The sequence below is a fragment of the Candidatus Leptofilum sp. genome (genome assembly GCF_965223525.1).
GTDB lineage: Bacteria > Chloroflexota > Anaerolineae > Promineifilales > Promineifilaceae > Leptofilum.
The window spans coordinates 450,049-473,808 of record NZ_CBDCWX010000005.1 but is presented as its reverse complement, the minus strand read 5'-3'; the positions used below and the strand labels follow the sequence as shown (position 1 = coordinate 473,808).

Sequence of the window (23,760 nt, the reverse complement as noted above, 5' to 3'; positions counted from 1 at the left end):
TCAACAATTTTTATAGTTTACAGTATTGCCATCCTTGCTAACCACTCCCCTACCATGTAGACTGAACGAAGTAACAAATTAGTCATTTGCAAAACTCCAATGGACTTGCGGGATGATTAAACATCTATGGTTATATCAATTGCCTCACAAAAAGGTGGCACAGGCAAAAGCACAACCTCAATATCATTAGCTGCTGGACTCGGTAGAATCGGCAAGAAAGTCTTAATCATTGATGTAGATTCACAGGCCAACTCCTCAAAAGTATTACTTCCCCACTACATTGATCTCAGAAGCGAACAAACCGTCTACAATACCATCTTAGAGCGCAAGCCGCTGCCCATACATCCAACGACAATCCCCAATGTCGATATTGTCCCCTCACACATCTTGCTCTCAAATACAGATGTGGAGCTAACCACGGCCAAAGACCACCGTGAAGCGCGACTGAATAACGGGCTTGAAAAGGTCAAAGGCCACTATGACTATGTCTTTATAGATTGCCCACCTGCTCTGGGCTGGCTAACAGTTAATGCTTTCACCGCCAGCGACAAGGTTTTAATAGTCGTTTCTCCTGGCTACTTCGAACTGGACTCCATTGTGCAAATCAGCAAGACAATTGCAGAAGTGATTGAAATTTTCAATCCAAATTTACAGTTAGCAGGCTACCTATTCACGATGAGTGATACAACCGTCAACAGCCGAACCAGCCTAAAAGTGCTGCGGCAAACCTATACCAATGACGTGTTTAACACCGTCATTCCGCGAAACACAGACCTTAGAGATGCCCATTTCAAAAAGATGGACATCTTTGCCTATGCCCCTAAATCCAAAGGCGCAATGGCGTATCAAAGTTTAATTCGGGAACTGATTAATCATGACCAAAGACCTCAATGAAAAAGCAATCCTAAACGAACTCAAGCAAGGCTCCTCATTTTTCAAAACACAACACAAAACAGAAAAACGAACGTTCGAACGTTCGAACGAACCAACCAACGACCGAACGACCGAACAAATTGAGAAAAACAACAGTGAACAACTTGCTCGCCGCAAAGTGCGCCACACCTTTGACATCTATGAAGACCAGCTACAAGCGTTGCATACCCTCCAACTCAAAGCCGTGCAGCAAGGCAAGCGCAAACCGAAATTAGGCACAATGGTGCAGGAAGCCATAGACAGCTACTTGAAAAATCTTCCAGAGTAAAAAACGAACGTTCGAACGAACCAACCAACGACCGAACGAAGGCACGAACGGACAAATTTGACAACGACTTTTTCGCCTGGCTAAGATAAATTTCAGAATGTTTCAGCAATAGATAATTCGTGATGAATAGCAATCCAACCATAATTCATCCTGGGCTATCTGCTGCTGAAGTAGGGATGTCATCACCTGCCATTGAGCAGGGACGAAAGTCTTAAACATGACCCAGGAGAAATCCGAACGAAAGAGGCAGCAGACAGTGTCGTTTGAGAAAAAGAAGAACTGGAGCAAGAAAAAAGCACCTCGGAAGCTCCAAGATGCTGTGAAAAATGTTCGAAGTTTAACGAATTTTGGCACAAATTTTTTAAATTATCGAATTTGCCGCAGGCAAATTAAAGAACATTTTGTAGATTCTATTCTCCATAAATCGGCGGCGAAATCAAGCAGATTGTGGATAACTTCGCAGCCATGAGTCAAAATTTAGCATAGTTGCAATGTTCTTTTAGACGGCAAAAGAACCAAAGCCGATGCTGGCGCATCGAGGATTCAAAGAATCTATTTTGTAGAATATCCCCAAAGAAACAATGTAGAAGCTCTGTAGGTTTGTATCTACATCGCTCCGAACAAATAACGGCCGTTTTCCCCTTCACCACTCCTAAAAGCCCGCCAACCGCACACACTTAATCTTCCTGACCACTCCCCCACCGCTTTACTATGGGACAGTGGTCAGGAAGGTGTGTGGGTAGGCGGGAGGGGGTGGTGTGTGAAAGTTGTAGGAGTAGGGAGTAGAGAGAGAAGAGAAGGGAGGAAGGGGTAGGTAGAGTGTGGTGGTAGGTGGTGGGTACGGTAGTGAGAGTGAGGAGGGTAGTAGAGGTGGGAGAGTAGAAGAAGATAGATGAAAGAAAAGAAGAATGGAGTGATGAGAGTAAGGAAGGTAAATGGTATGGAGGGATTGGTTAGGGGGTTAGGAAAAGTGGGTCTGAGTAAGCATGTTTTGGATTGGATAAAAGATAGCGAGGCTCCAACAACCCATTGTTTTAAAAGGAAATCCAAATAGGCAAAAATGAGAGAGAAGGGGGAGAAGCTAGTGAACTATTCGTCTACGAGATTTTACCATGCCGTCAAGACCAAGATGAATGCAGTGCTGTTGCCCTGCATCTTGACTTGGCATTTTATTGATGGGTTCAGTAAATAGTTCACTTGAAGGGGGTGATGAAAATGAAGATATTAGAAAGCCTCATATCTGAGGGGATACAAGGCTTTGAGAACGTTGTCGAAACGTCGCTTGTATTCCTTATAACATCTGTGGTGCGGTCAATCAAGTCATAGGTGTTTAGCCCCGCTACGGCGGGGCTCATTTTTTTGCCTATTTGGATTGCTGTTGTAATGCGACACGGAACGTGTCGCATGGCTGGGGCAACATATTGATGTTGCCCATTTTTGAGTATTTTGGATACAAGGCCATTTCTTATGATGCTTTTGCATCCAACCTGCATAGAATTTGCATCAATATTTCATTCCGCTGCCGAAAGCCTTTTAGTAAACTGTTCACCAAAATAAGAAACAATGTAGTTGGTTGATTTGCGGGTTAGATTCGGGCTATGATGAAAAGGTGCAAGTTAGCCCCCAACTAGATGTAACACAAAACATGAAGCGACGCAGCGATTTTGGCACCGTTATTTTGACCAATCGGGACATTAACATTTTCCTCTGGATGGGGGAACAATACGCTATTCGTTTTGACCATCTACAAACTTTAGCTGGTGGCTTGAGCTACAAAGCCGCTCACCGATTATCTACACGCTGGGTCAAAGCAGGTTACGTCATTCGGCGAAAGATATTTTTTAGGCAGCCGATGTGGTTATGGTTGACAGCCAAAGGGTTAAAAGCCGTCGGGCTAGATGTTCCATTTCACACACCAGCAATTTCCCGTCTGGCTCATATCCATACTGTAAACAGCGTGAGGCTTCACATTGAAGGCAGAGTAGGGGAGTCGGCCCGCTGGATCGGGGAGCGTGAAGCAAACGCTCTGCGTAAGCTCGCCAAGAAAAAGCATTTGGTAGATGGCGAGCTAGAGTACAGTGATGGTCATGTGGTCGGCATTGAAGTAGAGCTAACACAAAAGCGCAAAATTCGACTGAACAACATCGTGCGCGAACTGAAACGAGATTATGACACCATTTGGTACTTTGCCTCTGAAGATTGTTATGGGGCCGTCAAAAAAGCCATAGAAAAAGTATCAAACCACGAGGAGATATTTATTCTCTACCGACTGTCCTCTATCATCAAAGACAGTGAGTATTCCGTCTTATCAGAACAGAAACCATGAGAAAGAATTAGAGTGGCTTTTATTCACTGGTATAGCCCTTCTTCTGTTAGTTGCGTACTTGGGCATATTTACTCTAACTGTTGCCTTCCTATTCAATAAATTCAAGCCAAGTAAATGGCTGATTGCTAGCCTCAGTATTGTTTCAATACTGCTCTACACTGTCACATTTATTTTCTATCAACATGGGCTCTCGTTTTGGCTTATTCCGCCCAGATTGTGGTGGTTTTCAATCCCTGCTTTTCCACTTGTTACGCTTTTGATTCCTGGAGTTGTGATGTTTTCTCGATTCTTAAAGCCTAAATCTCAGCAAGAACAGCTTGCCGAATGGGAACGGTTACAAGAAGCCCAACGGGTTCTGTTAGCCAAGAAAACAAAAAAACGCACCGAGATAAAGAGTTCTAAGGCAGAGCTACGTCTAGGAGCAATTGAAGTGGGTGATTACTTTCCAGACCATCTTGGCATAGGCGAAAAAGAAGGTTGGCTAACCATCAACGAAGGCGTTTTAGACCAGCATCTCTTTGTCTTAGGCACAACTGGTGCAGGAAAAAGCGAAACGATAAAACGGTTGGTCTACGAGATTTTGCAAGCAACAAACCGAAATATTTATCTGGTTGATGGCAAAGGGGATGAACAGTTGGCAAATGATATTCGCTCGTTAGCCTACCATCACAATCGGGGAATTGCCCCTGTTTTTAAGTTAGGGTTTGACAAATTTGGGGCGACCTATAACGGATTCAAAGGCCATCCAACAGATATTTACAATCGGCTTTGTGCCTTAATTGGCACCACAGAGGTCGAAGGAAACGCCCAATGGTTTGCAGATTTGAATCGCGATTTATTGCAGCTCATTTGCTATGCACCAATTGGCGCGCCGAGAAACTTTGAACAGGTGTTAAGCAGAATCTCTAAGAAATGGTTGAGTGACGCTTTCAAAGACAATGAATCTGAACTTGAGGCCATTGAGAGATTGGAACGCAGTCATATACAAGGATTGGTTCACCGAATACGGCCAATGGCAAGAGAGTTTATGCCTTGTGTTGGTGAAGATGGCTTTGCCTTAGAGGAAACACGTTGCGCCATTTTTTCAATGCGCGTGCAAAGTGTCGGGGATACAGCCCAACGATTCTTAGACTTTCTCGTTGAGGATTTGAAGGATTTCATTGGCAAAAGGCAAACCCATCCGTCGGTTCTGATCATTGATGAGTTTGGCCAGTTTAGCAACAAAAACATTACCGCATTGTTGAGTTTAGCTAGAAGTTCCAAATTGGCTGTCATCCTGGCAACCCAAGATGTTGCTAGCCTCAATGACGAAAAGACCAAAAAGTTAATCTTAGCCAACACCAGAACAAAACTATTGATGGCAACTGACTTTCCCGAAGATGTGGCACTACTCGCAGGCACCATCTATCAGCCTGAATCGAGTGCTCAGCTTTATGAAGGGGATACAACTGGAATGGGCAATGTCAGGATTCAACATGCGTTCAAGATTGATATGAACGAAGCCGCCAAACTACAGCCAGGGCAAGCCTTTCTGATTCGACAACGCCATGCGGCAAAAATCCAAATACGTCAGATTCCCGAAGTCGTGCAGATAGAGCCACAGGCAGAGGAAAGACGACAGCAAAAACCAGTCAAGAAATATGCTCGCAGCAAAACACGAAAGCGACCACGGCCGTTGAATTGAGAAAAACCGTGAAAACGTGAACAAGGCAAGAACTGTATTGGAATAGCAACGAGATATTGTTTTGGAGGATGCAAATGACAACACCAAAGAAACCTAATGAACTATACATTGCAACGCTACTGATTGAGTTTTTCATTTCTGCAATTGCCAGATTGACGCTTTACGGTCTGTTTGTTTTGGTGCCAGTGAGTTTACTAATAGCAGGGCTACTTTTTGTGCCATCCTATGATTGGCAGCGTATATTTACAGCCGTTCTGTTTCTGATTTGGCTTATCGGGATGATTGTAGGGTATGGCCCAATCGTATTGTCTATTTTGGCTTACTTGGGTTTTGGCTCTGGTCACACGTTGACCCGCTTTTCTCTTGGAGCTAGAGAGCCTAGTCAACGAGAACAGAAAAAGATAATGGTGGTTGTAAAACGGGCAGTGAAATCTTCGGGCAAGACGAAGCTTAAGGGATTTTCTGGTATTTATGTGGTGGATTCGCCCCTAGAGTATTCTTATCTGATTGGCACAACGCTTTATGTGTCGTCTGGTGCCATTGGGTCACGTCATTTTCAAGCCAGTGTTACTCATGAGATGGGACATCTACAGCATGGGGATGGGGCGACAATATTAGCCCTTAGAAGGTTCATATTTCCTCTCTTTTACGTTTTCATTCGCAATGTGAGGGATTTTTCTACAAGCAAGCCAAACAGCAAGGGAGACGAATACAAGCTGTCGCCTGCTGATATTTTTTACAACATGCTAAACCAGCTCATTTTCTTTCTGTTTTCTATTACTGGCGGTGGGCTAGGGGTTTGGCTAACCTCTTGGTTTTGGGCAAAGTATTTTAGGGCGGCTGATTATGCAGCAGATGAGTTTGTGGTGAAGCGCAGACAAAAGGGGCAGTTGCTGGCATATTTGGAAGAAAAACGATTTTACGACACCTCAGTTCCATACATGATGGGCTGGCAGCCTGCCAATGAACAGCGGATTGATAGAGTAGGGTAGCGGGAAGCCGTTAATAACTTGATATTACTCTTTTGGTTAGTCAAGCCAGAAGGTTAATATGTACCTCCATACGTTTGGGTCTGTCCATATGGGCAGACCCATTCTCATTGGATCAACATTTAAATTAGAATTGTTTTATGTATGAGGGGATTTGCTCATTCATATGTAGCCTAAGCATATTTTTAAACAACTATTTGGGAAGCCTTTCATACAGTATTGTTACAACATGTTTATAAGTGGCTTTTGTACACTATCTCTCTAACTCCAGCTCTATAGCTTGTAAAATCAAGTTTCTAACTTCTGCGATTGAAGAATTAGAAAACTCACATCCAGCTGCTGTCGAGTGTCCCCCACCACCGAATTGTGCAGCAATAGCTCCCACATCAACACTCGGCTTTGATCTAAAACTCACTTTAACTTCATCTCCCCTTTCAACAAATATTGCTACAACCTCAATTCCCTGTAGACGGTCACGAATAAAGTTTGCTACTCCTACAAGGTTGCTTTCATACTTTGCGTCTGGCCCAACAATTGATGCATCAGCTACTGCATAACCAATATTTCGGTTTTTTCCTGTTGTTTTTATTTTGCTTAGAATTTTTCCCCAAGCAACCGCCTGAAAATAATTTAAGCTCTTTGTCTTTTTTGTCAGAGCAAATTGATCTGCTCCACATTCCATAAGGGATGCCACTGTTCGCAAAGTCTTGGGTGTGACATTGCTAGTTCGCAGACCATCTGTGTCTTCAATTATTCCTTTGAGAAGTATTTGGGCTAGATCTGGTTCGATTTCCAAAGTATTATCAAATAATTCGAATAGAATCTCGCAGGTTGCTGCGGCTTCGGGTAGTACAATATTATAATTGCCGAAAAGTGGGTTTATTTCATGGTGATCAATATTGATTATAGGAATGTTATTAGAGAGTGCTTCGTGGTAAACCTTTTCTAACTCGCCTAGTTGGTCAACTATGGCGGTGTCAAGGATGATGAGAATATCATAATCACAAACGGTCTCAACTCTCGCATTAAATTGCTCAAACTTGAACTCTCTATTTAAGTTACGGATCACTGTTGTTAAACGATCTTGACAACCAATTTTAAAATTTATTCCTTTGCCTCTTAAAAACATTCCTGCAGCAACTGAAGAATTGTAGGCGTCACCATCGACCTGATAATGACAGCACACTAAGGCATTTTTTGTCTTATTTAATTGTTCAATAATATTTTCCCATGTATCTATCATAGTCTACTCCACAAGATCAGAAACTTCGCCCTCGATATATTTTAGAAAAGAATGCGTTTTTTGCATATTGTGCTGGTCGCCGATCGCAACAAAAACATCTAACGCTTGTTGAGCATTTTTCTTCGCTATATTTTGTTTCCCTAATAGATTATAGCACTTGGCAAGCTTAAAGAAATTAAAACCAATGCTTGAATTTCTACCTAACTCTATGTCAACTAACTTACTCTCTTCAAAATATTGAATTGCATCTTGTGGTTGTCCAGATTCTAAAAGGCACGTTCCATATCTTCCAAGGGCTATAGATAACCTGTCTCTTTCATCTTCTTTGTTATGACGACAAACTTCAATTTCCTTTTCTAATATTTCTTTAGCGGTTTCAAACTCGCCTAATCGACGATAGACAGATGCCAGAGTGCCAGATATTTGTCGATATAACTCCCCCACTCCATCGACGCTATCTTGAGCCTCTAAAAGATACGTTTTGGCTTGAGGCACATCTCCACGTCTTCTGGACAAAACTCCCAAATTTCTGAGTGCTTTAGCTTTTCCATTAGAATAACCAATACTCAATGATAGGTTTAATGCTTCCTTTGTAACTTTTTCAGCTTTATCGAAATCATTGCGTAAGTAATGGATAAACTCTTCATGATCCAGTATGAAATCTATATGTTGAATAGAATCACCGAGTTCATTGGCGAGTCTTCCACCTGCTGCACTACATTTTAATACATCATCCCAGAAACCAAAATTTAGGAGATATCCTATGAATTGCTTGATGACCTCTATTATTAATTTGCTTAAAGATATGGAATCCCCTGCTGGTTCTACAGTTATTATGCCTACTATGTTTTGCCTTTCTAAAGTGAGAAGCTCTGGATTGCCTTTTGCGATCATATCTTGGTAATATTCTAAAATTCTCTTTTGTATATCAACAATAGTCTCTTCATTTAACAAATGTGTTACAAAACTTCTAGTAATGGACAGCATACTGAATCTGCCTTTCGAGTTATTAATCAAAGACAGTTTTTCCAGTTCTTCCAATCCGTTATCGCGAATGGAGATAGACATACCAGTAACATTTTTCAAAGCTTCCCTTGTAGCATGTTGAGGGAAAAGGGCAATTGCTAGGAGTAGTGTGTTCGCAGGTTTGTTTTCAACTAGAGTAAATGTGTCCTTTAGTATGTAGTGCAGTACATCTCCAGAAGGCTGTCTTACCTGTCTTAAAACTGCAGCTACATCATCATTATGGGCAATTTGTGAAATGCTCCAGACCATTGCAAGGGGAACTCCTTCAGTTCGCTGATAAATCTGGTCCACTTCTTGATCTTCAAGTCTAATTTTTCTTTCTTCACACTCTCTGAGAATTAAAGATTTGGCATCTTGCTCATCCATGGGAGCTAATCTAAGAGGTAAAGCAACGTTAATGCGGTGTCGAGTTGTGACAATACATTTAGTAGGTTTTGGTAATTCCTGCAAAAAATTGAGAATATTACTATTATCTATACTTTCCAAATTATCAATTATCAAAAGAGTTCTTTGATCAGTTAGGAACCGCCGCACCAATTCATGGCGTTCTTCACTTGAAGCTCTATTAAAAATTTCTTCATGGCCTAAAACTACAGATATAGTTGTATAAATGTCATCTAAGGATCTGATAACCTGAACGCGAGAAACTATCCCCTCTCCTGTAAGAACTGTGTTTTGAGCTGATACCCAAATAATGGCTTCAAATCTTTCAGAAGGCGATATTTCATTCACATGTTCGAAATAATAATAAGCAGCTTCCAATGCTATAGCTGTTTTTCCAATACCTCCAATTCCATCTATTACAATAACCCATGCTTGATGGTTTGGGGAAAGTAATGTAAATAACTGATCAATTTCTCCTTTTCGTCCAACAAAATAATTATATACTCTTTGTGGCAGGTTATGTTTAAGATTTGGGAGTGTAAATTTTGTTTGCTGGTTTGATGGTACAAGTGCACTCGCTATGCTTTCTGTTGCCAAGGCAGTACGTTCAGACGCGACCGCAGTTCTACTGTCTAGCCGAGTAATTTCTTCTAACTGTGATGTGATTACTCGTACAAGACGAATATTAACTATTTCTCTTAACTCTTTTTGTTCATCACATGCCAATTGAAAATAGTGTGCAAAATGATACACAAAATCAAAAAAATCAATATCAAGATACTCTGGAGCATAATCTAGTAGTCGAAATGTTCGTTCTAATCTAGTCAAATCTAATTGGTAGCTTGATCTAGGATCTATTAATTGAGCCAACTCACCAGAAACTACCTCTTGCTTCATCCATTCGCCCAAAATATCAATATAATGAATGATCAATTCATCTTCTTCTGTTAGTAAATTAATGGATTTATATAAGGCTTGAGACATAGCACAATTTAATGCAGCTTGCATCGGCTCTGTTTTGAATCGTTTACGAATATGATAGTTTGCATTTCCCAATAACCGAAATGTTATTTCGCTCGCTATTCCACCTAAATAATCCCCCGCAGCACCTAAAAGAATTTCTCTTGTCGGTTGTGATAAACTATTTAACCAAGTTTCAAACGGCATGATAATTTCCCCTTACGATTGGACATAAATATGTTGAAATTACAATAATAATTTCATTTTATTTAAGATGAAAGAAAGTGTTAAACAATTATATCTTTTCTTCTTAACCTTAACCTTGCCTTTGTAAGGTTAGCCCGTTGTGAAGATTGTAAACGTTTAGGAAAACTCAGCCGATGATAGCATGGACGTTTTCTTTGTATGATTTACAAATAATTCATTTCAGAATACACATGTATCATAACCGATGACTAAAAATCCCCGTTTTTCGGACTCCTTAATCTTCTGATTCAAAATTCCCCCAAATCTAGTTTAACCAGTCCAGTAACTCATTCCAGAAATCATCGTCTAAAAAGTGCTTGAAATAATGAGTTTCCGCACGTTACAATTTCATCATGCTTATTGGCTATGCTCGCGTTTCGACGGACGACCAAAATTTAGCCCTTCAAGAAGATGCTCTCAAAAAAGTTGGCTGCAAAAAAATATTTTCTGACAAAATGAGCGGGGCAAAATCTGCTCGCCCTGGATTGCAGGAAGCATTAACTTACCTGCGGGATGGTGAGGACACCTTAGTTGTTTGGCGATTGGATCGTCTCGGCCGTTCACTAAAAAATCTCATCGAAATGATGTCCCTGCTTGAAAATCGTTCAATTGGATTTCAGAGCTTACAAGAATCCATCAACACAACGACCAGTGGGGGCAAGCTGATTTTTCATATCTTCGGGGCATTGGCAGAATTTGAGAGAAACTTGATTCGTGAACGAACTAAGGCAGGATTAACGGCAGCAAGGGCACGCGGTAAAAAAGGGGGGCGGCCAAAAAGTCTGGACCGTGAAAAAGTCCAGCGACTTTACCAACTGTATGATGAAAATGATGCCAATGGCGGTAAGAAGTATCCCATTAAGGCTATTTGTGAAATGATGAATATTTCTAAATCGACGCTCTATGCCTACTTGAGCCAAAGGGGGAGGTTGCCGAAGATTTAAGTGTGGGTTTGCTTATTATGAAGTGCCTGTTAGCTGTTTTTGATTCCGACTTTCGCTTCAACCGTTTCCACACGTTTTTCTAATCGTTTTACTTGGCTACCCAATGTTACCCGCTCCATACGGTACTCTTGAATTTCTTTCATAAGGGCATCCATACTGTCGAAATATTCTGCTTTCGTTGGTAGATGGGATATTTTTTCTTCAAGTGGCTTAATTCGTTTGTCTAATTCAAACCCCACCCAATCTCGATGAGCTTCAAACTTTTCATCAATCCTGTTTTCTAAGTCGCCAAGCAAATTTTGTATCGCCTGTAAATCTTCTTTTGTTAATGCCATAAGTGCATTAAATCATGCCGCACAACATTTTTCAACGAGGAAAACGGCAGTTTTCATCCAACCCCACTCCGCATCCTGTACCTCCATCTCCGCTGCACACATAGCCCTATTTGGCTCGTGTCCCCGCTCCTACCCGACACAGCGCATTCCGCTTTCTTCGCTACACCCAGAACGTCATGCGTGCGTCCGGCATCCGCGCACTCGCCGGGCTAATTGTACGCTCCGCCTCTGGCCAGATGCTCCGTTCATTTTGCTCTGCAAAGGTACGGAATTGGCTAATTTCTAGGTTCGTTATCTTTATTTATATCAACCTCAATAGGCTGACCTAAAACTCCGTTTCTTGCTTGAACCTCGCAAACTCTGTCCTCTTCGTTGTCTTCATCCTCATTGTCATCATAGTAGCGAATGGCAAACTCCAAATGAGGATATGCTTTTGATATCTCTTTCAACCATGTAAATGGCGGTTCATCATAGGTCTCGAACCCGTAATTTAACTCTTTCTCTGTATGTTCCTCTTCAACAGTGAAAAGTTCATGGGTTAGACCGAATTGTTTCTCTAGCCACCATTCTGTGTCCAGATGCTTGGGCTTGTCATGTAATTTAACAAGGGATAGGTTGGTATCTTGTCCTTGGGCTTTTACCTTAAACTCTTTTAAAGATGTTGGGTCCCCTTTTATTGTCAACATAGTGAAGCAATTGAAACTCATTTATCCTCCTTTTCTCGTGATAAAAAAGTCACAAGATTAAATAATTTACATAATGTTTCTATGTGAAAACATTATTGCATTTTGATATAATTATGTCAACTAAATATATGCAAGAAAATCAATGGATGACAATCGAATCAGCAGCACGATACTTTGGTTACAAGCACCTCGTGAGTTTACGGCGACGACTGCGGCAGCTACGAAAACAGGGTCGGCTAATTGATGTAGGTAACCCGCCTCAAAACTATCTGTCTGATGATGAATTCAAAGAGAAAGGAGACAATAAAGTGGTTGTTTACTGGCTCAACCCAAGATTGTCCATGATAAGCAAAGATACCCCTGTTCATCTCTTAAACCCCAAACGGGGGAGGCGCAGCGGCCTCTAAAGAGAAGTAATATCTACATAGTCTTGCCTACTACACATTTTTAGCCTTATGATGAACGGCCGTTTCCATCCGACCCCACTCCGCATCCTGACCCGCCATCTTCGCTGTACACATAGCCCTATTTGGCTCGTTATTTCGCTCCTGCCCAACACAGCGCATTCCGCATTCTTCGCTATGCTCAGAACTCCATGCGTGCGTTCGGCATCCGCGCACTCGCCAGGCTAAGTGCACGCTCCGCCTCTGGCCAGATGCTCCGTTCGTTTTGCTTTCTAAAGGTGCTATCAGCAACAATCAAGTAATTCGTCAGAATCTTGATGCGTAGCATCGGCTTTGGTTCTTTTGCCGCTTAAAAGAAGTGGCCACATTTAGTGGCCAAGCCTCACTTAGAATCTCCCTCTACTTTCCCAAAAGTGTAGAATGATGTTGAGCTGTTTTCTTGGTGGGAAATAGCTTAGCCAGTCGCGTATGCAGCTAGAAGCCACCTTTGATTACAACCAGCTAGAAAACAATGGACAAAGCTTTATTCTGAAGCGTACACAAGAAATCCGTCAGCTCATGAAGCGGTCGGCCGAGGATATTGTCATCATTGGCTTAAAGCTGATAGAAGTCAAAACCTGTCTACCACATGGAGCTTTCGGCAAATGGTTACGCTCCGAATTTGATTGGACAGAAACTACAGCCCTCAACTTCATGCGGGTGGCCAAAGCATTCAAAACCACAAATTTTGCGGATTTACACCTAGCTCCGTCTGCACTGTATCTATTAGCTGCACCTAGCACGCCTAATGAAGCCCGAATCGAGGCAGTGGACCGTGCCAATGATGGCGAGAAAATCACCTATGGGCAAGCCGTTTCCATTGTGCAGTCGTATTAAGCACCTCGAATGAATGGTACACACCGCCCCAATATATAGCGGCCGTTCGTGAGGTCATGAGGGGTATAGATTTAGACCCAGCCAGCAATGAAATTGCGAATAAAGTTGTTAGGGCAGCCACTTATTTTTCTATCGTCGATGATGGCTTGAGCCGTCAATGGTGGGGGCGTGTTTTTCTGAATCCGCCCTATGGCGCAGAGAAGGGGGTGAGTAACCAGGCCAAGTGGAGTGATTACCTCATCAAGCAATATCAAAGTGGAAAGGTTGAACAGGCTATCTTGCTGGTCAATGCCGTGCCGAGCAATAAATGGTTTTCACCCCTTTGGGCGTTCCCCATTTGCTTTACCGACCATCGCATCAAGTTTTACAGAGACGCCGCTACCGCAGAACAACCAACCCACAGCAATGCTTTTGTCTATATGGGGGCGAGTGAGGCGAAGTTTGTGCGTGCTTTCTCGGAATTTGGCACGGTGGCTAAAAAGGTTAAGTTACTGTCTTAGTAGGTTTTTTAGCTTCTTGTAAACCTCTTCTCTTGGCTCAATCAAGTTGATCCACACCTCACCAGATGTTGCTTTCACTTGATGAATGATTCTGTATTCAACGCGATTTGCTTTGACTTTTAGGGAGCGGTATTGGGTAAACGGTTTCTCAAGCGGATACCCTGTAAGAGGTTCCTCCTTCAAGGCTTGTAAGGACGAATATATTTTCTTTTGTGAATCTTTTGGGAGCTTCTTAAATCGCTTTCTAGCGCGTGGGGATATGATAATTTCATAGGTTTGTCCCCTTGCCATATTATTCAAGGAGACTTTCTAATGGTGTCCCTTTTCCTGCCTCAATGTCAGTGGTGCTTTCTTCTAGCTGCTGCTGAATTTCATCATTCGCCAAAATCGCCAATGTATCAGCAAGCCCAGCATCCTTTTGCAAAATGAGGCTAATCATTAGATTGAGTTCATACATATGTTGGGGACTAATCAGCCAAGCAACAGGCTTATTTTCATTGACGATACGAAAAGGCTGTCCTTGCGTTTGGCTAAGTTCTACCAATTCCCCTAGCCTCTCTTGAGCTTCAAGAAAATGTACGGTGGGTATTCGGTTTTTGTTTGGCGCGAACGACATAGTGAATAGATTATAGCATGTCCCCTATTTGCCTTATATAATCTCTCAAACATCAATGGAGGTAGAAATTAACAAGATTTACATTTTGAATCTCTGATCGCCTCATGGGAAGCAGCAAAAATGAGGGAAATGACGATCAGCCAAAGCTGAACGCACTTATCCCTTTGAGAGAGGCTGCTGAACTAAGCGGGCTGTCCCCAAGTCATCTGCGATTATTGGTAAGCAGTGGCGAGATTTGGGGCATAAAGCCAGGACGAAATTGGTACACGACAGAAGAGGTAGTCAGAGAATATCTTGCCCGCGACATTCGGCCGGGGCCAAAACCCAAGACCCCGCCTAAATCTGATAATATTGGCTAATCTTGGCGGTATCGCTTATAATTCAGCCCAACTTCTTTACCCAATTCCATAGTCAGCTTTATCGTTTACTGATTGCGGCCGCATTTGTTTACTGCAATTGCAAAAGGAGCGTCACGCATGTCTGGTGGTTCTGGCACATAGAAGTTAGGTAGTTCAGAGAAACGGCAGACGGCGCGGGTCTGTCGTTTTTTCATTACCATTCCCACTTGATAATGTAGTTTTCGTGCAATCGTGGCCTTTTCGTTTCCCACTGAACTAGCCAACGGCCGTCAGGAAGTTGCGTTGTGTTTTGGTCTAGCAGATGCTTCTTGTTCGACAGTTGCTCAACTGCCCAAGCCTGAATAGGTGGACGAGATTTCGGGAAAATGATTTGTGATTTCAAAAAATGAGTTCGGTGGCTGATTGTGGCACCCCATTGCTCATCACTGCGTAGGAATCCATCCTTGATGCCCCACTCAATATGAAACTCATCCATATCCCCTTTTTGTTTCTCCTCACGCAGAGAGATTAGGATATAGGTTTTTTGGTCGGGTCGGTAACGGTCAGCCTCGATGCCTGGAGAACAGCTGTAATCCAGCAATATTTCCCCGTCACCCCATGCCTGATCTTGATAGGCAATAATATTATTTTGCAGATACTTCACCTTTTGGCGTTTGCTGAAAACGGCCTTGTTTCCCAACTTGTTCTTTAATTCCAACGTCGTTTCATATTCAAGCACTTCATACATACCCTCGTCGGCCATTCCACGCCACAGCTTTCGTGCTAGCCTCAAACCCACGGCCAGATATTCAATCCATGACCAGCCCAATACGGCGATGATTATTTGTTGGAGAAAGGCTGTGTTGTTTAGCGGACTTAGACTGCTCATAAAACGACTTATTTAAATGATAGCAAACCGAGAAGAGCGGTAGCAATGTTTGCAATGGGTTGTTCCACATGACGCAGCTGATCTGTATAGTGAAATTGGGATAAGTTTCTAACATAGACGGAGGGTGAAATGAATAATGTTAATCGACCAGAACGTTGGGCAAAAACGGCAGTAGAAAGAGAGCTAGACAAAATACGCAGCTTGCCTGCAGAAACCAATATCTATGTTCCAGGCAATCCATATTGGCAAAGCTTGTTCAAAATTGCAGGTATTGTGAACGGCGGTTACAAATCGCCCCAAGCCGTATTTTCGGAAATTGAGGTCGCTTGCCACCATATGGGAATTGAGGAGAAAGAGATTCGGTACCAATGGCGGCGTGCTTGCCAACAGGCCAATCCGCGTCGGTTAAAGGTGTAAGTAAACCTTGCAAAAAAAGGCAGAGAAGGCCATCAAAATTTGATATTTGGCTATTCTCTGCCCCCTTTTTCGTCAATATTCCTCCGGCAGCAAAATTGTTGTTGCACTTCTATTCCATTCAGTAATCACCCAAATTTCGACTCCGGTAGCCAACTTGTAGGCTGAAAAAATCCGTAGCCCTTCTTCTGCAGCAAGATTGTTTTGCTCTTTATCCGCTTCTACCATGTCACCCCAATCACCCATCTGATGCCGTTGCAAAAACTGTTCGGCCGTCTGTCCAGCTCTTATAAATGCGTCTAACGCCCCCATTGTAAAAATGGTATGACCGAGCGGGAACAGTGGTTTATTATGATTGCTCACAGCAAACCTCCTGTAAGACGGCCGTTGCTGCCTGTTCTGGTTCGGTTCCATTTACAAACAAGGCATAGAAATCTGCTATCGGCACAGTCACATCCGCTACGCCTATATTTGCCTTTGTCCAGAGGTTGTCACCTACAGTTTGTAGCCAACGCTCATAGGCACTTTGCAATATGATTTCCTCAATGCAGTTTTTTAGCTGCGCTTGCCACAAAGGGTTGTTTTGTAACGTTTGCCGCAGACGGTAAATGACTTGCTCGATTTGTTCGGTTGTCAAAAGCTGCTGCTGTTTTGTTTGAGCAGCGGCTTGCAGGTCACTCATGGTAATACACAGAATCGGGATAGGGGTTTGCCCTAATTGACACATTCCACACGCTCCTTTTGGTTTCAGGTGCAGCCGAAGACACCGAAAATGATTCGGGCTTTGCTGCTATTCGATTGATTAACCACTCATTGGGTTTGGCTCCAAGACCTACTTACAAAAATGGTAGCATGAATGGCTCAGAGCGTGCGGCATTATTTGTGAGGCAATGACCTCGCAGGCTCCCCAGATGGGGCTTTACGCGCTCGGCTTAGGTTGCGATCTGGAAGGTATGGAAATGGACATAGGGTAGATTAGGGCCAGAGGTAGACAGGCCGACGTAGCCAGTAAGGGGGTGCTGCACATTCTGAATTGCCAATATTGGCACAAAATCTTGTTCACTTGTGGCCCAAGAGACGATAACAAAGCGTTTTTGGCTCTTATCAATATCAGCCTGCATGGTCAACCAATACGGCGTACCAACTTCAATAACATCGGGAATCTGAACCATATGGCGTTGCATGGGTAGATTGCTTACTTTTTCCCAATAGCTAAGATGGTTCCAATACAAATTTGCCTGGATACGAATGAGCTGGCTGCGATTTTGCCAGCCAATGACAATGCCTGCCCGATCAGCGGGTTCGTTTTGAAAGGTCAACTGCGTTTTGATCTCATAAGGTGCGGATACCTGAACGGGTTTGTAAATTAGGTCTTTGTTGACCTGTTGATTGGCAATGCTGGGAAAACTTAGGCCGTGCTTTGTCGGCCTCTTTTCTTCGATGGCCTGGACGGTAGGCGTGATGTTCGCACCACCATAAGCCCCCCATGATTCAGGCGTTTGACCAATAGTAGTTTGATGAAAATCCTCAATGATTTTAGTCAAGAATGTGGGTTGTGTATAAACAAATTCTGAGGCATTTTCAACCAACTCTGATGCTCCGATTTCCTCATTCCGTCGTTTGCTGCTTGTATCTAAAGACGAGGCATGTTGCTGGCAGGCTGTTTCTTTTTCTTGAAACCATGCGGCTAGTTTATGGATGCCCGTCCGCTGATGTAGCTGAATTGTTCGGTAAGCTAACATTTTTGGATTATGGGTTTCACTATCCCAGATTTCTGTTAATTCTTTGCCCTTCCAGAATCTAGTGTGGAGTAGATTTGCATGGTTTTTTGAACCTACCCCTAGCAAGTTCAACAATTCGGTCAGAACGTTGCGTAGAGCCTCTGAGGAAAAGATGTGAGGATTTTCTTTAGTGTGATTTTCTACTAAGCAGCTCGATATAAGTGGAGAATCTGCTAGCTTGCTACTATCTCCCAAATCCTTCAACGCCTGTAACATATCTTTATACTGCTGATCCGTTACTTTGCTAGATGAATCTTGAGTCATTGCTCTCTATTATTCGCATAATTCGCATCTATTCTGCATAGATACATCATTCTAAAATGGCTTTTTATTTTCTATGATTATCTTATTTACAGGGCTAGAAGTCACAGAGGTAAACACAATGCTTTCAGAATCTTTCAGCTTACCCAACTTTCCTAGAACACGAGAAGATGTTAGCAAGCTAGATGTTGCTTTGGATCTTTTTATTGAATACTTGTATGAATTGCATCGTATCGAAAAAAGCCCCAAACAGAGCCAAACAAAAGCGAATGTTCCAAACGGCATTGACAATTTAGAAAATGAAGAACTGACTGCTCCCTAAATTGGAGCAGGGGCTAATCTCTTTTTTGGGGCGGTTCCAACAAGGATTCTAGGTCTGAGCGACGTATTCGTCTTCCCCGACCAGATTTGAGTTCATAGTAGGGCAGTAAGTCATTATCCATATATCTATAAATGGTTTGTCGCGTGACACGAAGGTAGTTCGCGGCTTCATTAACCGTGAACCATTCTTGCCTGAAATCTGCATCTGATGTATCATTATGTGACATTATATTACACTATGTTACACTGTAGATTTTGAGGTCTATCAAACTAATTTTCTCCTTGATTACCTGATTCTATCTTTGACCTCGACCACTGCCAAACACCTAAAGGAAACCAACGGTTTTTACTAGCCTCATACATTGAGGCTGGCTTGTATTGTATTGGAGAAAAGTAATGAATGATTTACGGGTAGAGTTTGAATCGCTTTCTCAAGATGGTTATTTAGGAAATCCAGCAGGTGAAGACGCATACGCTTATTTGCGTGCTTCTTCGGAACGTCAAGTCGAAGAGGGGTCTAGCTTCACAAGGCAATTACAGAATATCCACACAGCGGCGATCCGTAACAATTTGCGGATTGTCTTTGATAACATTTACTTTGATGATGGCTACTCAGGCTTCGATTTTGAACATCGCCCCGCCCTATTGAATTTGCGTTACAACATCCGCAACGATCGTCAAGCAAATCATGTTGTTTTTGAAGACATTGATCGACTATCACGCAATGCTGATTGGCAACAGGGTTTTCTCTTGGAAGAATTCTACCGCGCCAAAATTCAAACCCACTTTTATATAGACCCAGGTTCCTCATTGGAACGCTACATTCGTGGATTTATGGCTCAGGAAGAAATGCGGAAAGCTAAAGAACGTATGCGAATGGGCAATATTTATAAAGCAATGTCGGGCAAGGTAACTGCCAAACGTCCCCGCTATGGCTATATCCTCACGAAAGAAAGCCAATATGAATTTCATCCCGAAGAATCCAAAGTAATGAGATGGGTATATGAAAAGATTATCTATTACGAACTGTCCTTATACAAAATTGCGAAGGCTCTCAATCAATGGGGGATCCCTGCCCGTTTTAAGACAAAGTTTTGGACAGCAGGAACACTACACCAATTAGTAAAATCAACAGTTTATAAAGGGGACTTTTACGCCAACCGTCATTACGGTGTACCCACTGGGGAATATCGGCCAAATGGAAAGCCAAAAATAAGAATGAAGGAGCGTCCGAAAGAGGAATGGATTCACGTTCCCGTGCCAGCCATTGTTACCCCAGAGGAATGGGACAAAGCCCAACAGGTTATGAAGCGCAATGCCAAAAGGTCTATGAAGAACTCTAAAAAACGCAACTGGTTGCTTTCTGGACTCACTAAATGCGCTTTGTGTGATGGGTATGCTTTTGTCACTGATATTGGCGGCTCAAAAAACCGTGTTCGCTATTATAAGTGCAATTCACGAAACTCAGAGAAGGCACGAGGATTAAAAATTGCTTGTCTCTCCCCTGTTGTGTATGCAGATGTCCTAGAGAAACGAGTATGGGAAGAAATTGAGAATCTTATTTACGACCCCTCCGCCATTATTCGCCGTTTAGAACAGCGTACAGAGGAAGAAGCTGTGTTGGGTTACGAGGAACAGCTGAGTTTCATAGACCGAGAATCTGGCAAATTAGACAAAGAACAGGAAAAATACGAAGCTGCTTATCAGCGCGATATTTATTCATTAGATGAATTTGAAGAAAAGATGAATGACTTGAAGTTTCGACGCAATAATCTAGTGATAGCAAGGTCAAAGATAGAGGCGAAGATAACGGAGGCTCTATCTATTGAAGAACAAAAGCAAATCGCTCTGCAATCTCTTGAAAAGCTAAGAAGAAAAATCGAAGATGTTCGCAATAGTTCTTCATCTTCAATAGAGATTCCCTTTGATCTCAAACGAAAAATATTGACCCTAATTGTTGATGTGATTTGGGTTGATTCTAACTCTCAAACATTTACGATTGAAGGGGAGCTTAATGGGACGTTTGAAATTGATAATGATGACGTTACCGATTCCCCACCCCCGATTGGGAGCGGAGCAAGCCCTAATTTTGGGTTATTATCTAGCCTGAGATGGCGATAATATGTGTCATTCCGGTGATGCGGAACGCTTCATCCAGGTCGGGCGGCAGGCCGTTGTCGTTGCCTAGCAAGATGCCAGTGAGCAGTGCAGCCTGCGGCTCTGGGATGAGTTGGGCAATGGTGGCCTGGGCGCGGCTTTTGAAAGCAAAAATGGCTTGGTACAGCGGATTGCCCGCATTTTCAGCAATGACGGTGACATTGGGCAGTGCCATGAGGCTGTGGATGCCTTGCCGTGCCAGGTAAGTGCGGTAGCTGAAGGTTTCGCCTTCGGGTGGGATTTCCAGAATACCAGTTACGCGCAGGCGACTGCCGTAGTTGATGATAGGGAAGCGGTAAGTTTGCACCTGCACCACGCCCTGCATGGGTAACTGGGCACCGCCGCTAACCTGAATGCTGTCTACTTCGACGCGCAAATTCACAAAGCGGTCACGCACGTTGGGTTCATCTACCACCAGCCCGGTGATGGTGACATTGCGCGTGCCGTTGTAGAACGCGATGTGGTTTTGGTCTATGGTAGGCACGGCCGTTCCATACCGAATTGCCCCCAATGCCAACACGACCAAACACGCGGCTCCCCAGCGGATGGATTGATTTCTGGGGAGGAAAACGGCTCCTTTGGCTGCGCTCAGTGCCAGCACAACCACCCCTACGCCTGCCACCGACAGCCAAACCAGCCAATCAAGCGCCAGAATTGATCCCAACCATAGCCCCAAAAACCAAGCAATTCCCAAATAAACGAGAAGCATATGCGATTTTTCCTGCGATTTACTTTGAACAAGCGTCTGGAATTAAGAATGCCTGTTTGTTACAATACAATACCTTTTTACCAAATTCCAACCACTGGGCAAACTTATGAACGACCTACCCGCAGAATCGTACCGCATCTTGGTAGTGGATGACAGTCACTCAATTCTGGAAATTGTACGTGTTACCCTTGCCTTGCAGGGTTTTCAGGTGATGACGGCCGAATCTGGTGAGCGGGCGCTGGAAATTATGGAGAATGAGGGGCTGCCCCACCTAGGTATTTTCGACATAAACATGCCGCTGGGGATAGACGGGTTGGAACTATGCGAGAGGGTGCTGCAATTTTCAGACTTGCCCATCATTATGCTAACGGCCGTTGACGGAAGCAGCACTATCGTTGAAGCCATTGACCGCTTTGCTGAAGATTATATGACCAAGCCGGTTAGAACTGGAGAGCTTTTGGCTAGAGTGCGCCGGGTTTTGCGTACCATTGGTTACTTTGCCTATCCACTGACCCAGTTTGTAGAAGTGGATGAGAATTTGAGCGTGAACTTTGCCACGTTAACGGCCGTTGTGCAGGGCGAGGAAGTCAATCTCACCCCCACCGAAGCCAAGCTACTGTACATTCTCATGCGCCAAAAAGGGAAAGTTGTCGCTACAGAATTTATCCTTCGCCGCCTCTGGCCTTCTGAAGATGATTTTGCCGACGAAGATCGGTTGCGCGTATACGTGCATCGCCTACGAAGTAAAATTGAGCGCAAAAAGAGTGGAATTCGCTACATCTTTTCCAAACGGCGCAAAGGGTACGTATTTCTGCCGGAGGATGATTGAGTTCAGTACAATATCCTTGCCAACATCCCAACCATTAGTACTAATTTTGCAAAATTGTTAAGCAGAGCATGTTGGATTGCCTGAAGATTCCTATAATCAACCCGAAATTTCTGCCGTTATTCGACAAATATTTGATAATTGAGGCATTTTTATGAGTGATTCAGACATCAACAACTACCGAATTCTTGCCGTTGATGACGATCCATTTAACCTACGGATTGTGGGCCATGCGCTGGAACAATCTGGCTACAGGGTGATGACGGCTGGTTCTGGCGAGGAAGCGTTATCGGTGATAACCCAGTATGGCTTGCCCCACCTGGCCATCGTAGACATTCACATGCCGCCCGGCATGAGTGGCTTTGAGTTTTGCCGTTCGATCCATCAATTTAGCGATTTGCCCGTGATTATGCTAACGGCCGTAAACGAAGAATCCACCGTCGTTGAAGGGCTGGAAGAACATGCTGAAGATTACATCATTAAGCCATTTAACCCCGGCGAACTGACCGCACGCGTGCGGCGCGTTTTGCAGCGGATGGGAGACTTTGCCTATGAGCTGCAATCCCTCACGCGCGTGGATGAGCGCTTGGTGATAGATTTTCCTAGCCGGCAAGCATTGGTCAACGACAAACCGGTTAGCCTAACGCCGACGGAAACCAAACTGCTTTACATCCTCATGCGGAGTGCGGGCCACACGGTAAATACCGACTTCATCTTGCGCCGCTTGTGGCCGTTGGAGCCTGCCTACGAGGATCGGCTGCATGTGCATATGCACCGCCTGCGCCGCAAAATCGAAGACAAACAAGATAAGTCACGCCCGCGCTACATCTCCTCTGAGCGGGGCGTGGGCTATACCTTCCGGCGCATCACCGATGCGTAGCGTTTACGGTTTGGAACGCTAACAATGGAACTGACAACGGCCGTTATTCAACGCGCCCTCTCCTTGCCCAACTTCGATGCCCGCGCAGCCCATTACCATATGCTGCCCACCGACCGCAACCGCCAGCGCCCGCCAGACTTAACTGGCCAGCCACGCGTAGGCGGCGTGCTGCTCCTGCTCTACCCACATCAACAAAGAACCTACCTGGTACTCACCCGCCGCCGCGACGATTTGAATGCCCATGCCGGGCAAATTTCATTCCCTGGCGGGCGGCAAGAGCCTGGCGAAACGGCCGTGCAAGCCGCCCTGCGTGAAACAGAAGAGGAGATTGGGGTGCCCAGCCGCCAACTTGCCGTTTTGGGTGAGCTAACCAGCATCTACATTCCACCGACTGATTATGAAGTGCATCCGTTTGTGGGCTGGGTGAATGGTGGGGAACGGCCGTCTTTTGTGCCAGAAGTGCGCGAAGTAGCAGAAATTCTGGAAGTGCCTCTCGGCCATCTGCTCAATCCCACTACCCGCGAGGTTGGCCCCATCCCTGTGCGCGGCGCAACCTATACCGTGCCCTACTACAGCGTCGGCGGCCATAAAGTGTGGGGAGCAACGGCCATCATCCTCAGTGAATTTTTAGAACGGCTACGACAAATGGCCGATTAAGCATAGCCTTTTCCCAATTTAACGTTTGATACCCTCTGCAATGAGATATTTTTGTAATAGTTTTCGTAAGTGGAAAACTATATTCTGATTAGTACAAATTTCCTAGA

Annotated in this window: 27 protein-coding genes and 1 pseudogene; 15 read left to right on the top strand and 13 right to left on the bottom strand. The window is 43.9% G+C overall.

The features are described from left to right. Positions 1-126 precede the first annotated feature (126 nt). From ACOQPM_RS07570 to ACOQPM_RS07550, 5 genes are all read left to right on the top strand, one after another. Entirely contained in the window at positions 127-894 is a 768-nt protein-coding gene (locus tag ACOQPM_RS07570; protein ID WP_420628637.1) for a ParA family protein, read from the top strand. After that, complete coding sequence (locus ACOQPM_RS07565; protein WP_420628636.1) at positions 875-1,201, top strand: hypothetical protein; 327 nt, start codon at positions 875-877, stop codon at positions 1,199-1,201. Before ACOQPM_RS07570 ends, ACOQPM_RS07565 begins: the two co-directional genes overlap by 20 nt. A gap of 1,609 nt (positions 1,202-2,810) precedes the next feature. Further along, positions 2,811-3,527, top strand: coding sequence for a hypothetical protein (locus ACOQPM_RS07560; protein WP_420628635.1), 717 nt, complete (start codon positions 2,811-2,813; stop codon positions 3,525-3,527). Beyond that, positions 3,493-5,211, top strand: a complete 1,719-nt coding sequence (locus tag ACOQPM_RS07555) for a TraM recognition domain-containing protein (protein ID WP_420628634.1) — start codon at positions 3,493-3,495, stop codon at positions 5,209-5,211. Before ACOQPM_RS07560 ends, ACOQPM_RS07555 begins: the two co-directional genes overlap by 35 nt. A 74-nt stretch (positions 5,212-5,285) precedes the next feature. Continuing rightward, positions 5,286-6,203, top strand: coding sequence for a hypothetical protein (locus ACOQPM_RS07550; RefSeq protein ID WP_420628633.1), 918 nt, complete (start codon positions 5,286-5,288; stop codon positions 6,201-6,203). 250 nt (positions 6,204-6,453) lie between these two features. On the opposite strand, the gene ACOQPM_RS07545 is transcribed toward ACOQPM_RS07550, so the two are convergent. Both ACOQPM_RS07545 and ACOQPM_RS07540 read right to left on the bottom strand, forming a co-directional pair. Next, entirely contained in the window at positions 6,454-7,443 is a 990-nt protein-coding gene (locus ACOQPM_RS07545) for a DHH family phosphoesterase (protein ID WP_420628632.1), read from the bottom strand. 3 nt (positions 7,444-7,446) lie between these two features. Then, a complete protein-coding gene (locus ACOQPM_RS07540) occupies positions 7,447-10,020 on the bottom strand; it encodes a tetratricopeptide repeat protein (RefSeq protein WP_420628631.1) in 2,574 nt (857 codons plus the stop codon). 392 nt (positions 10,021-10,412) lie between these two features. Here ACOQPM_RS07540 and ACOQPM_RS07535 point away from each other — a divergent pair, with 392 nt between their 5' ends. After that, entirely contained in the window at positions 10,413-11,003 is a 591-nt protein-coding gene (locus tag ACOQPM_RS07535; protein WP_420628630.1) for a recombinase family protein, read from the top strand. Positions 11,004-11,032: 29 nt separating this feature from the next. On the opposite strand, the gene ACOQPM_RS07530 is transcribed toward ACOQPM_RS07535, so the two are convergent. Then, on the bottom strand, positions 11,033-11,338 hold the full coding sequence (locus ACOQPM_RS07530; RefSeq protein WP_420628629.1) for a hypothetical protein: 306 nt from the start codon (positions 11,336-11,338) through the stop codon (positions 11,033-11,035). A gap of 275 nt (positions 11,339-11,613) precedes the next feature. Then, complete coding sequence (locus ACOQPM_RS07525) at positions 11,614-12,045, bottom strand: hypothetical protein (RefSeq protein ID WP_420628628.1); 432 nt, start codon at positions 12,043-12,045, stop codon at positions 11,614-11,616. A gap of 92 nt (positions 12,046-12,137) precedes the next feature. Between ACOQPM_RS07525 and ACOQPM_RS07520 the strand changes: the two genes are divergently transcribed. The 3 genes and pseudogenes from ACOQPM_RS07520 to ACOQPM_RS07510 form a co-directional block, all read left to right on the top strand. Beyond that, positions 12,138-12,431 carry a hypothetical protein gene (locus ACOQPM_RS07520; RefSeq protein WP_420628627.1) on the top strand — a complete coding sequence of 98 codons (294 nt, stop codon included), beginning with the start codon at positions 12,138-12,140 and terminating at the stop codon, positions 12,429-12,431. A gap of 465 nt (positions 12,432-12,896) precedes the next feature. Beyond that, positions 12,897-13,304 carry a DUF3102 domain-containing protein gene (locus ACOQPM_RS07515; RefSeq protein WP_420628626.1) on the top strand — a complete coding sequence of 136 codons (408 nt, stop codon included), beginning with the start codon at positions 12,897-12,899 and terminating at the stop codon, positions 13,302-13,304. Positions 13,305-13,321: 17 nt separating this feature from the next. Further along, positions 13,322-13,804 (top strand): annotated as a pseudogene (locus ACOQPM_RS07510) (DNA N-6-adenine-methyltransferase); the annotation flags it as partial. On the opposite strand, the gene ACOQPM_RS07505 reads toward ACOQPM_RS07510, so the two are convergent. The 4 genes from ACOQPM_RS07505 to ACOQPM_RS07490 all read right to left on the bottom strand — a co-directional run bounded on the left by ACOQPM_RS07505 (position 13,793) and on the right by ACOQPM_RS07490 (position 15,647). Further along, positions 13,793-14,095 carry a type II toxin-antitoxin system RelE family toxin gene (locus ACOQPM_RS07505; protein WP_420630518.1) on the bottom strand — a complete coding sequence of 101 codons (303 nt, stop codon included), beginning with the start codon at positions 14,093-14,095 and terminating at the stop codon, positions 13,793-13,795. The pseudogene ACOQPM_RS07510 and the gene ACOQPM_RS07505 overlap by 12 nt on opposite strands. A 1-nt stretch (position 14,096) precedes the next feature. Next, on the bottom strand, positions 14,097-14,348 hold the full coding sequence (locus ACOQPM_RS07500) for a hypothetical protein (protein WP_420628625.1): 252 nt from the start codon (positions 14,346-14,348) through the stop codon (positions 14,097-14,099). Positions 14,349-14,844: 496 nt separating this feature from the next. Beyond that, a complete protein-coding gene (locus tag ACOQPM_RS07495) occupies positions 14,845-14,973 on the bottom strand; it encodes a hypothetical protein (protein WP_420628624.1) in 129 nt (42 codons plus the stop codon). Continuing rightward, positions 14,973-15,647 (bottom strand): hypothetical protein, encoded by a 675-nt coding sequence (locus ACOQPM_RS07490; protein ID WP_420628623.1) that lies wholly within the window; start codon positions 15,645-15,647, stop codon positions 14,973-14,975. The genes ACOQPM_RS07495 and ACOQPM_RS07490 overlap by 1 nt, the downstream gene beginning before the upstream one ends. Before the next feature lie 129 nt (positions 15,648-15,776). Here ACOQPM_RS07490 and ACOQPM_RS07485 point away from each other — a divergent pair, with 129 nt between their 5' ends. Beyond that, positions 15,777-16,064 (top strand): hypothetical protein, encoded by a 288-nt coding sequence (locus ACOQPM_RS07485; protein WP_420628622.1) that lies wholly within the window; start codon positions 15,777-15,779, stop codon positions 16,062-16,064. Positions 16,065-16,136: 72 nt separating this feature from the next. Here the strand turns inward: ACOQPM_RS07485 and ACOQPM_RS07480 are convergent, their stop codons facing one another. From ACOQPM_RS07480 to ACOQPM_RS07470, 3 genes are all read right to left on the bottom strand, one after another. After that, positions 16,137-16,424, bottom strand: a complete 288-nt coding sequence (locus ACOQPM_RS07480; RefSeq protein WP_420628621.1) for a hypothetical protein — start codon at positions 16,422-16,424, stop codon at positions 16,137-16,139. Next, positions 16,411-16,743 (bottom strand): hypothetical protein, encoded by a 333-nt coding sequence (locus tag ACOQPM_RS07475; RefSeq protein WP_420628620.1) that lies wholly within the window; start codon positions 16,741-16,743, stop codon positions 16,411-16,413. Before ACOQPM_RS07475 ends, ACOQPM_RS07480 begins: the two co-directional genes overlap by 14 nt. 250 nt (positions 16,744-16,993) lie before the next feature. Beyond that, positions 16,994-18,106, bottom strand: a complete 1,113-nt coding sequence (locus ACOQPM_RS07470; protein WP_420628619.1) for a hypothetical protein — start codon at positions 18,104-18,106, stop codon at positions 16,994-16,996. 118 nt (positions 18,107-18,224) lie between these two features. Between ACOQPM_RS07470 and ACOQPM_RS07465 the strand changes: the two genes are divergently transcribed. Next, a complete protein-coding gene (locus tag ACOQPM_RS07465) occupies positions 18,225-18,425 on the top strand; it encodes a hypothetical protein (protein WP_420628618.1) in 201 nt (66 codons plus the stop codon). A 13-nt stretch (positions 18,426-18,438) separates the two neighbouring features. Here the strand turns inward: ACOQPM_RS07465 and ACOQPM_RS07460 are convergent, their stop codons facing one another. Continuing rightward, a complete protein-coding gene (locus ACOQPM_RS07460; RefSeq protein WP_420628617.1) occupies positions 18,439-18,651 on the bottom strand; it encodes a helix-turn-helix domain-containing protein in 213 nt (70 codons plus the stop codon). A 169-nt stretch (positions 18,652-18,820) separates the two neighbouring features. Here ACOQPM_RS07460 and ACOQPM_RS07455 point away from each other — a divergent pair, with 169 nt between their 5' ends. Then, positions 18,821-20,545: a recombinase family protein gene (locus ACOQPM_RS07455; RefSeq protein ID WP_420628616.1), complete on the top strand. Its 1,725-nt coding sequence runs from the start codon at positions 18,821-18,823 to the stop codon at positions 20,543-20,545. Here ACOQPM_RS07455 and ACOQPM_RS07450 read toward each other — a convergent pair. Continuing rightward, positions 20,526-21,290, bottom strand: coding sequence for a DUF4131 domain-containing protein (locus ACOQPM_RS07450; RefSeq protein ID WP_420628615.1), 765 nt, complete (start codon positions 21,288-21,290; stop codon positions 20,526-20,528). The genes ACOQPM_RS07455 and ACOQPM_RS07450 overlap by 20 nt on opposite strands. 106 nt (positions 21,291-21,396) lie before the next feature. Between ACOQPM_RS07450 and ACOQPM_RS07445 the strand changes: the two genes are divergently transcribed. From ACOQPM_RS07445 to ACOQPM_RS07435, 3 genes are all read left to right on the top strand, one after another. Then, positions 21,397-22,119, top strand: coding sequence for a response regulator transcription factor (locus ACOQPM_RS07445; protein WP_420628614.1), 723 nt, complete (start codon positions 21,397-21,399; stop codon positions 22,117-22,119). Positions 22,120-22,270: 151 nt separating this feature from the next. Further along, positions 22,271-22,996: a response regulator transcription factor gene (locus ACOQPM_RS07440; protein ID WP_420628613.1), complete on the top strand. Its 726-nt coding sequence runs from the start codon at positions 22,271-22,273 to the stop codon at positions 22,994-22,996. Positions 22,997-23,020: 24 nt separating this feature from the next. After that, complete coding sequence (locus tag ACOQPM_RS07435; protein WP_420628612.1) at positions 23,021-23,653, top strand: NUDIX hydrolase; 633 nt, start codon at positions 23,021-23,023, stop codon at positions 23,651-23,653. The last annotated feature ends 107 nt before the right edge of the window (positions 23,654-23,760 follow it).

Bases quoted from the DNA above. Each gene is read 5' to 3' on its own strand.
- ACOQPM_RS07455 (WP_420628616.1), top strand. From the start codon at position 18,821: ATGAATGATTTACGGGTAGAGTTTGAATCGCTTTCTCAAGATGGTTAT.
- ACOQPM_RS07535 (WP_420628630.1), top strand. From the start codon at position 10,413: ATGCTTATTGGCTATGCTCGCGTTTCGACGGACGACCAAAATTTAGCC.
- ACOQPM_RS07520 (WP_420628627.1), top strand. From the start codon at position 12,138: ATGTCAACTAAATATATGCAAGAAAATCAATGGATGACAATCGAATCA.
- ACOQPM_RS07530 (WP_420628629.1), bottom strand. From the start codon at position 11,338: ATGGCATTAACAAAAGAAGATTTACAGGCGATACAAAATTTGCTTGGC.
- ACOQPM_RS07435 (WP_420628612.1), top strand. From the start codon at position 23,021: ATGGAACTGACAACGGCCGTTATTCAACGCGCCCTCTCCTTGCCCAAC.
- ACOQPM_RS07440 (WP_420628613.1), top strand. From the start codon at position 22,271: ATGAGTGATTCAGACATCAACAACTACCGAATTCTTGCCGTTGATGAC.
- ACOQPM_RS07495 (WP_420628624.1), bottom strand. From the start codon at position 14,973: ATGAAAAAACGACAGACCCGCGCCGTCTGCCGTTTCTCTGAACTACCT.
- ACOQPM_RS07475 (WP_420628620.1), bottom strand. From the start codon at position 16,743: ATGAGTGACCTGCAAGCCGCTGCTCAAACAAAACAGCAGCAGCTTTTG.
- ACOQPM_RS07550 (WP_420628633.1), top strand. From the start codon at position 5,286: ATGACAACACCAAAGAAACCTAATGAACTATACATTGCAACGCTACTG.
- ACOQPM_RS07505 (WP_420630518.1), bottom strand. From the start codon at position 14,095: ATGGCAAGGGGACAAACCTATGAAATTATCATATCCCCACGCGCTAGA.
- ACOQPM_RS07460 (WP_420628617.1), bottom strand. From the start codon at position 18,651: ATGTCACATAATGATACATCAGATGCAGATTTCAGGCAAGAATGGTTC.
- ACOQPM_RS07545 (WP_420628632.1), bottom strand. From the start codon at position 7,443: ATGATAGATACATGGGAAAATATTATTGAACAATTAAATAAGACAAAA.
- ACOQPM_RS07570 (WP_420628637.1), top strand. From the start codon at position 127: ATGGTTATATCAATTGCCTCACAAAAAGGTGGCACAGGCAAAAGCACA.
- ACOQPM_RS07525 (WP_420628628.1), bottom strand. From the start codon at position 12,045: ATGAGTTTCAATTGCTTCACTATGTTGACAATAAAAGGGGACCCAACA.
- ACOQPM_RS07470 (WP_420628619.1), bottom strand. From the start codon at position 18,106: ATGACTCAAGATTCATCTAGCAAAGTAACGGATCAGCAGTATAAAGAT.
- ACOQPM_RS07565 (WP_420628636.1), top strand. From the start codon at position 875: ATGACCAAAGACCTCAATGAAAAAGCAATCCTAAACGAACTCAAGCAA.
- ACOQPM_RS07450 (WP_420628615.1), bottom strand. From the start codon at position 21,290: ATGCTTCTCGTTTATTTGGGAATTGCTTGGTTTTTGGGGCTATGGTTG.
- ACOQPM_RS07490 (WP_420628623.1), bottom strand. From the start codon at position 15,647: ATGAGCAGTCTAAGTCCGCTAAACAACACAGCCTTTCTCCAACAAATA.
- ACOQPM_RS07445 (WP_420628614.1), top strand. From the start codon at position 21,397: ATGAACGACCTACCCGCAGAATCGTACCGCATCTTGGTAGTGGATGAC.
- ACOQPM_RS07465 (WP_420628618.1), top strand. From the start codon at position 18,225: ATGCTTTCAGAATCTTTCAGCTTACCCAACTTTCCTAGAACACGAGAA.
- ACOQPM_RS07540 (WP_420628631.1), bottom strand. From the start codon at position 10,020: ATGCCGTTTGAAACTTGGTTAAATAGTTTATCACAACCGACAAGAGAA.
- ACOQPM_RS07515 (WP_420628626.1), top strand. From the start codon at position 12,897: ATGCAGCTAGAAGCCACCTTTGATTACAACCAGCTAGAAAACAATGGA.
- ACOQPM_RS07485 (WP_420628622.1), top strand. From the start codon at position 15,777: ATGAATAATGTTAATCGACCAGAACGTTGGGCAAAAACGGCAGTAGAA.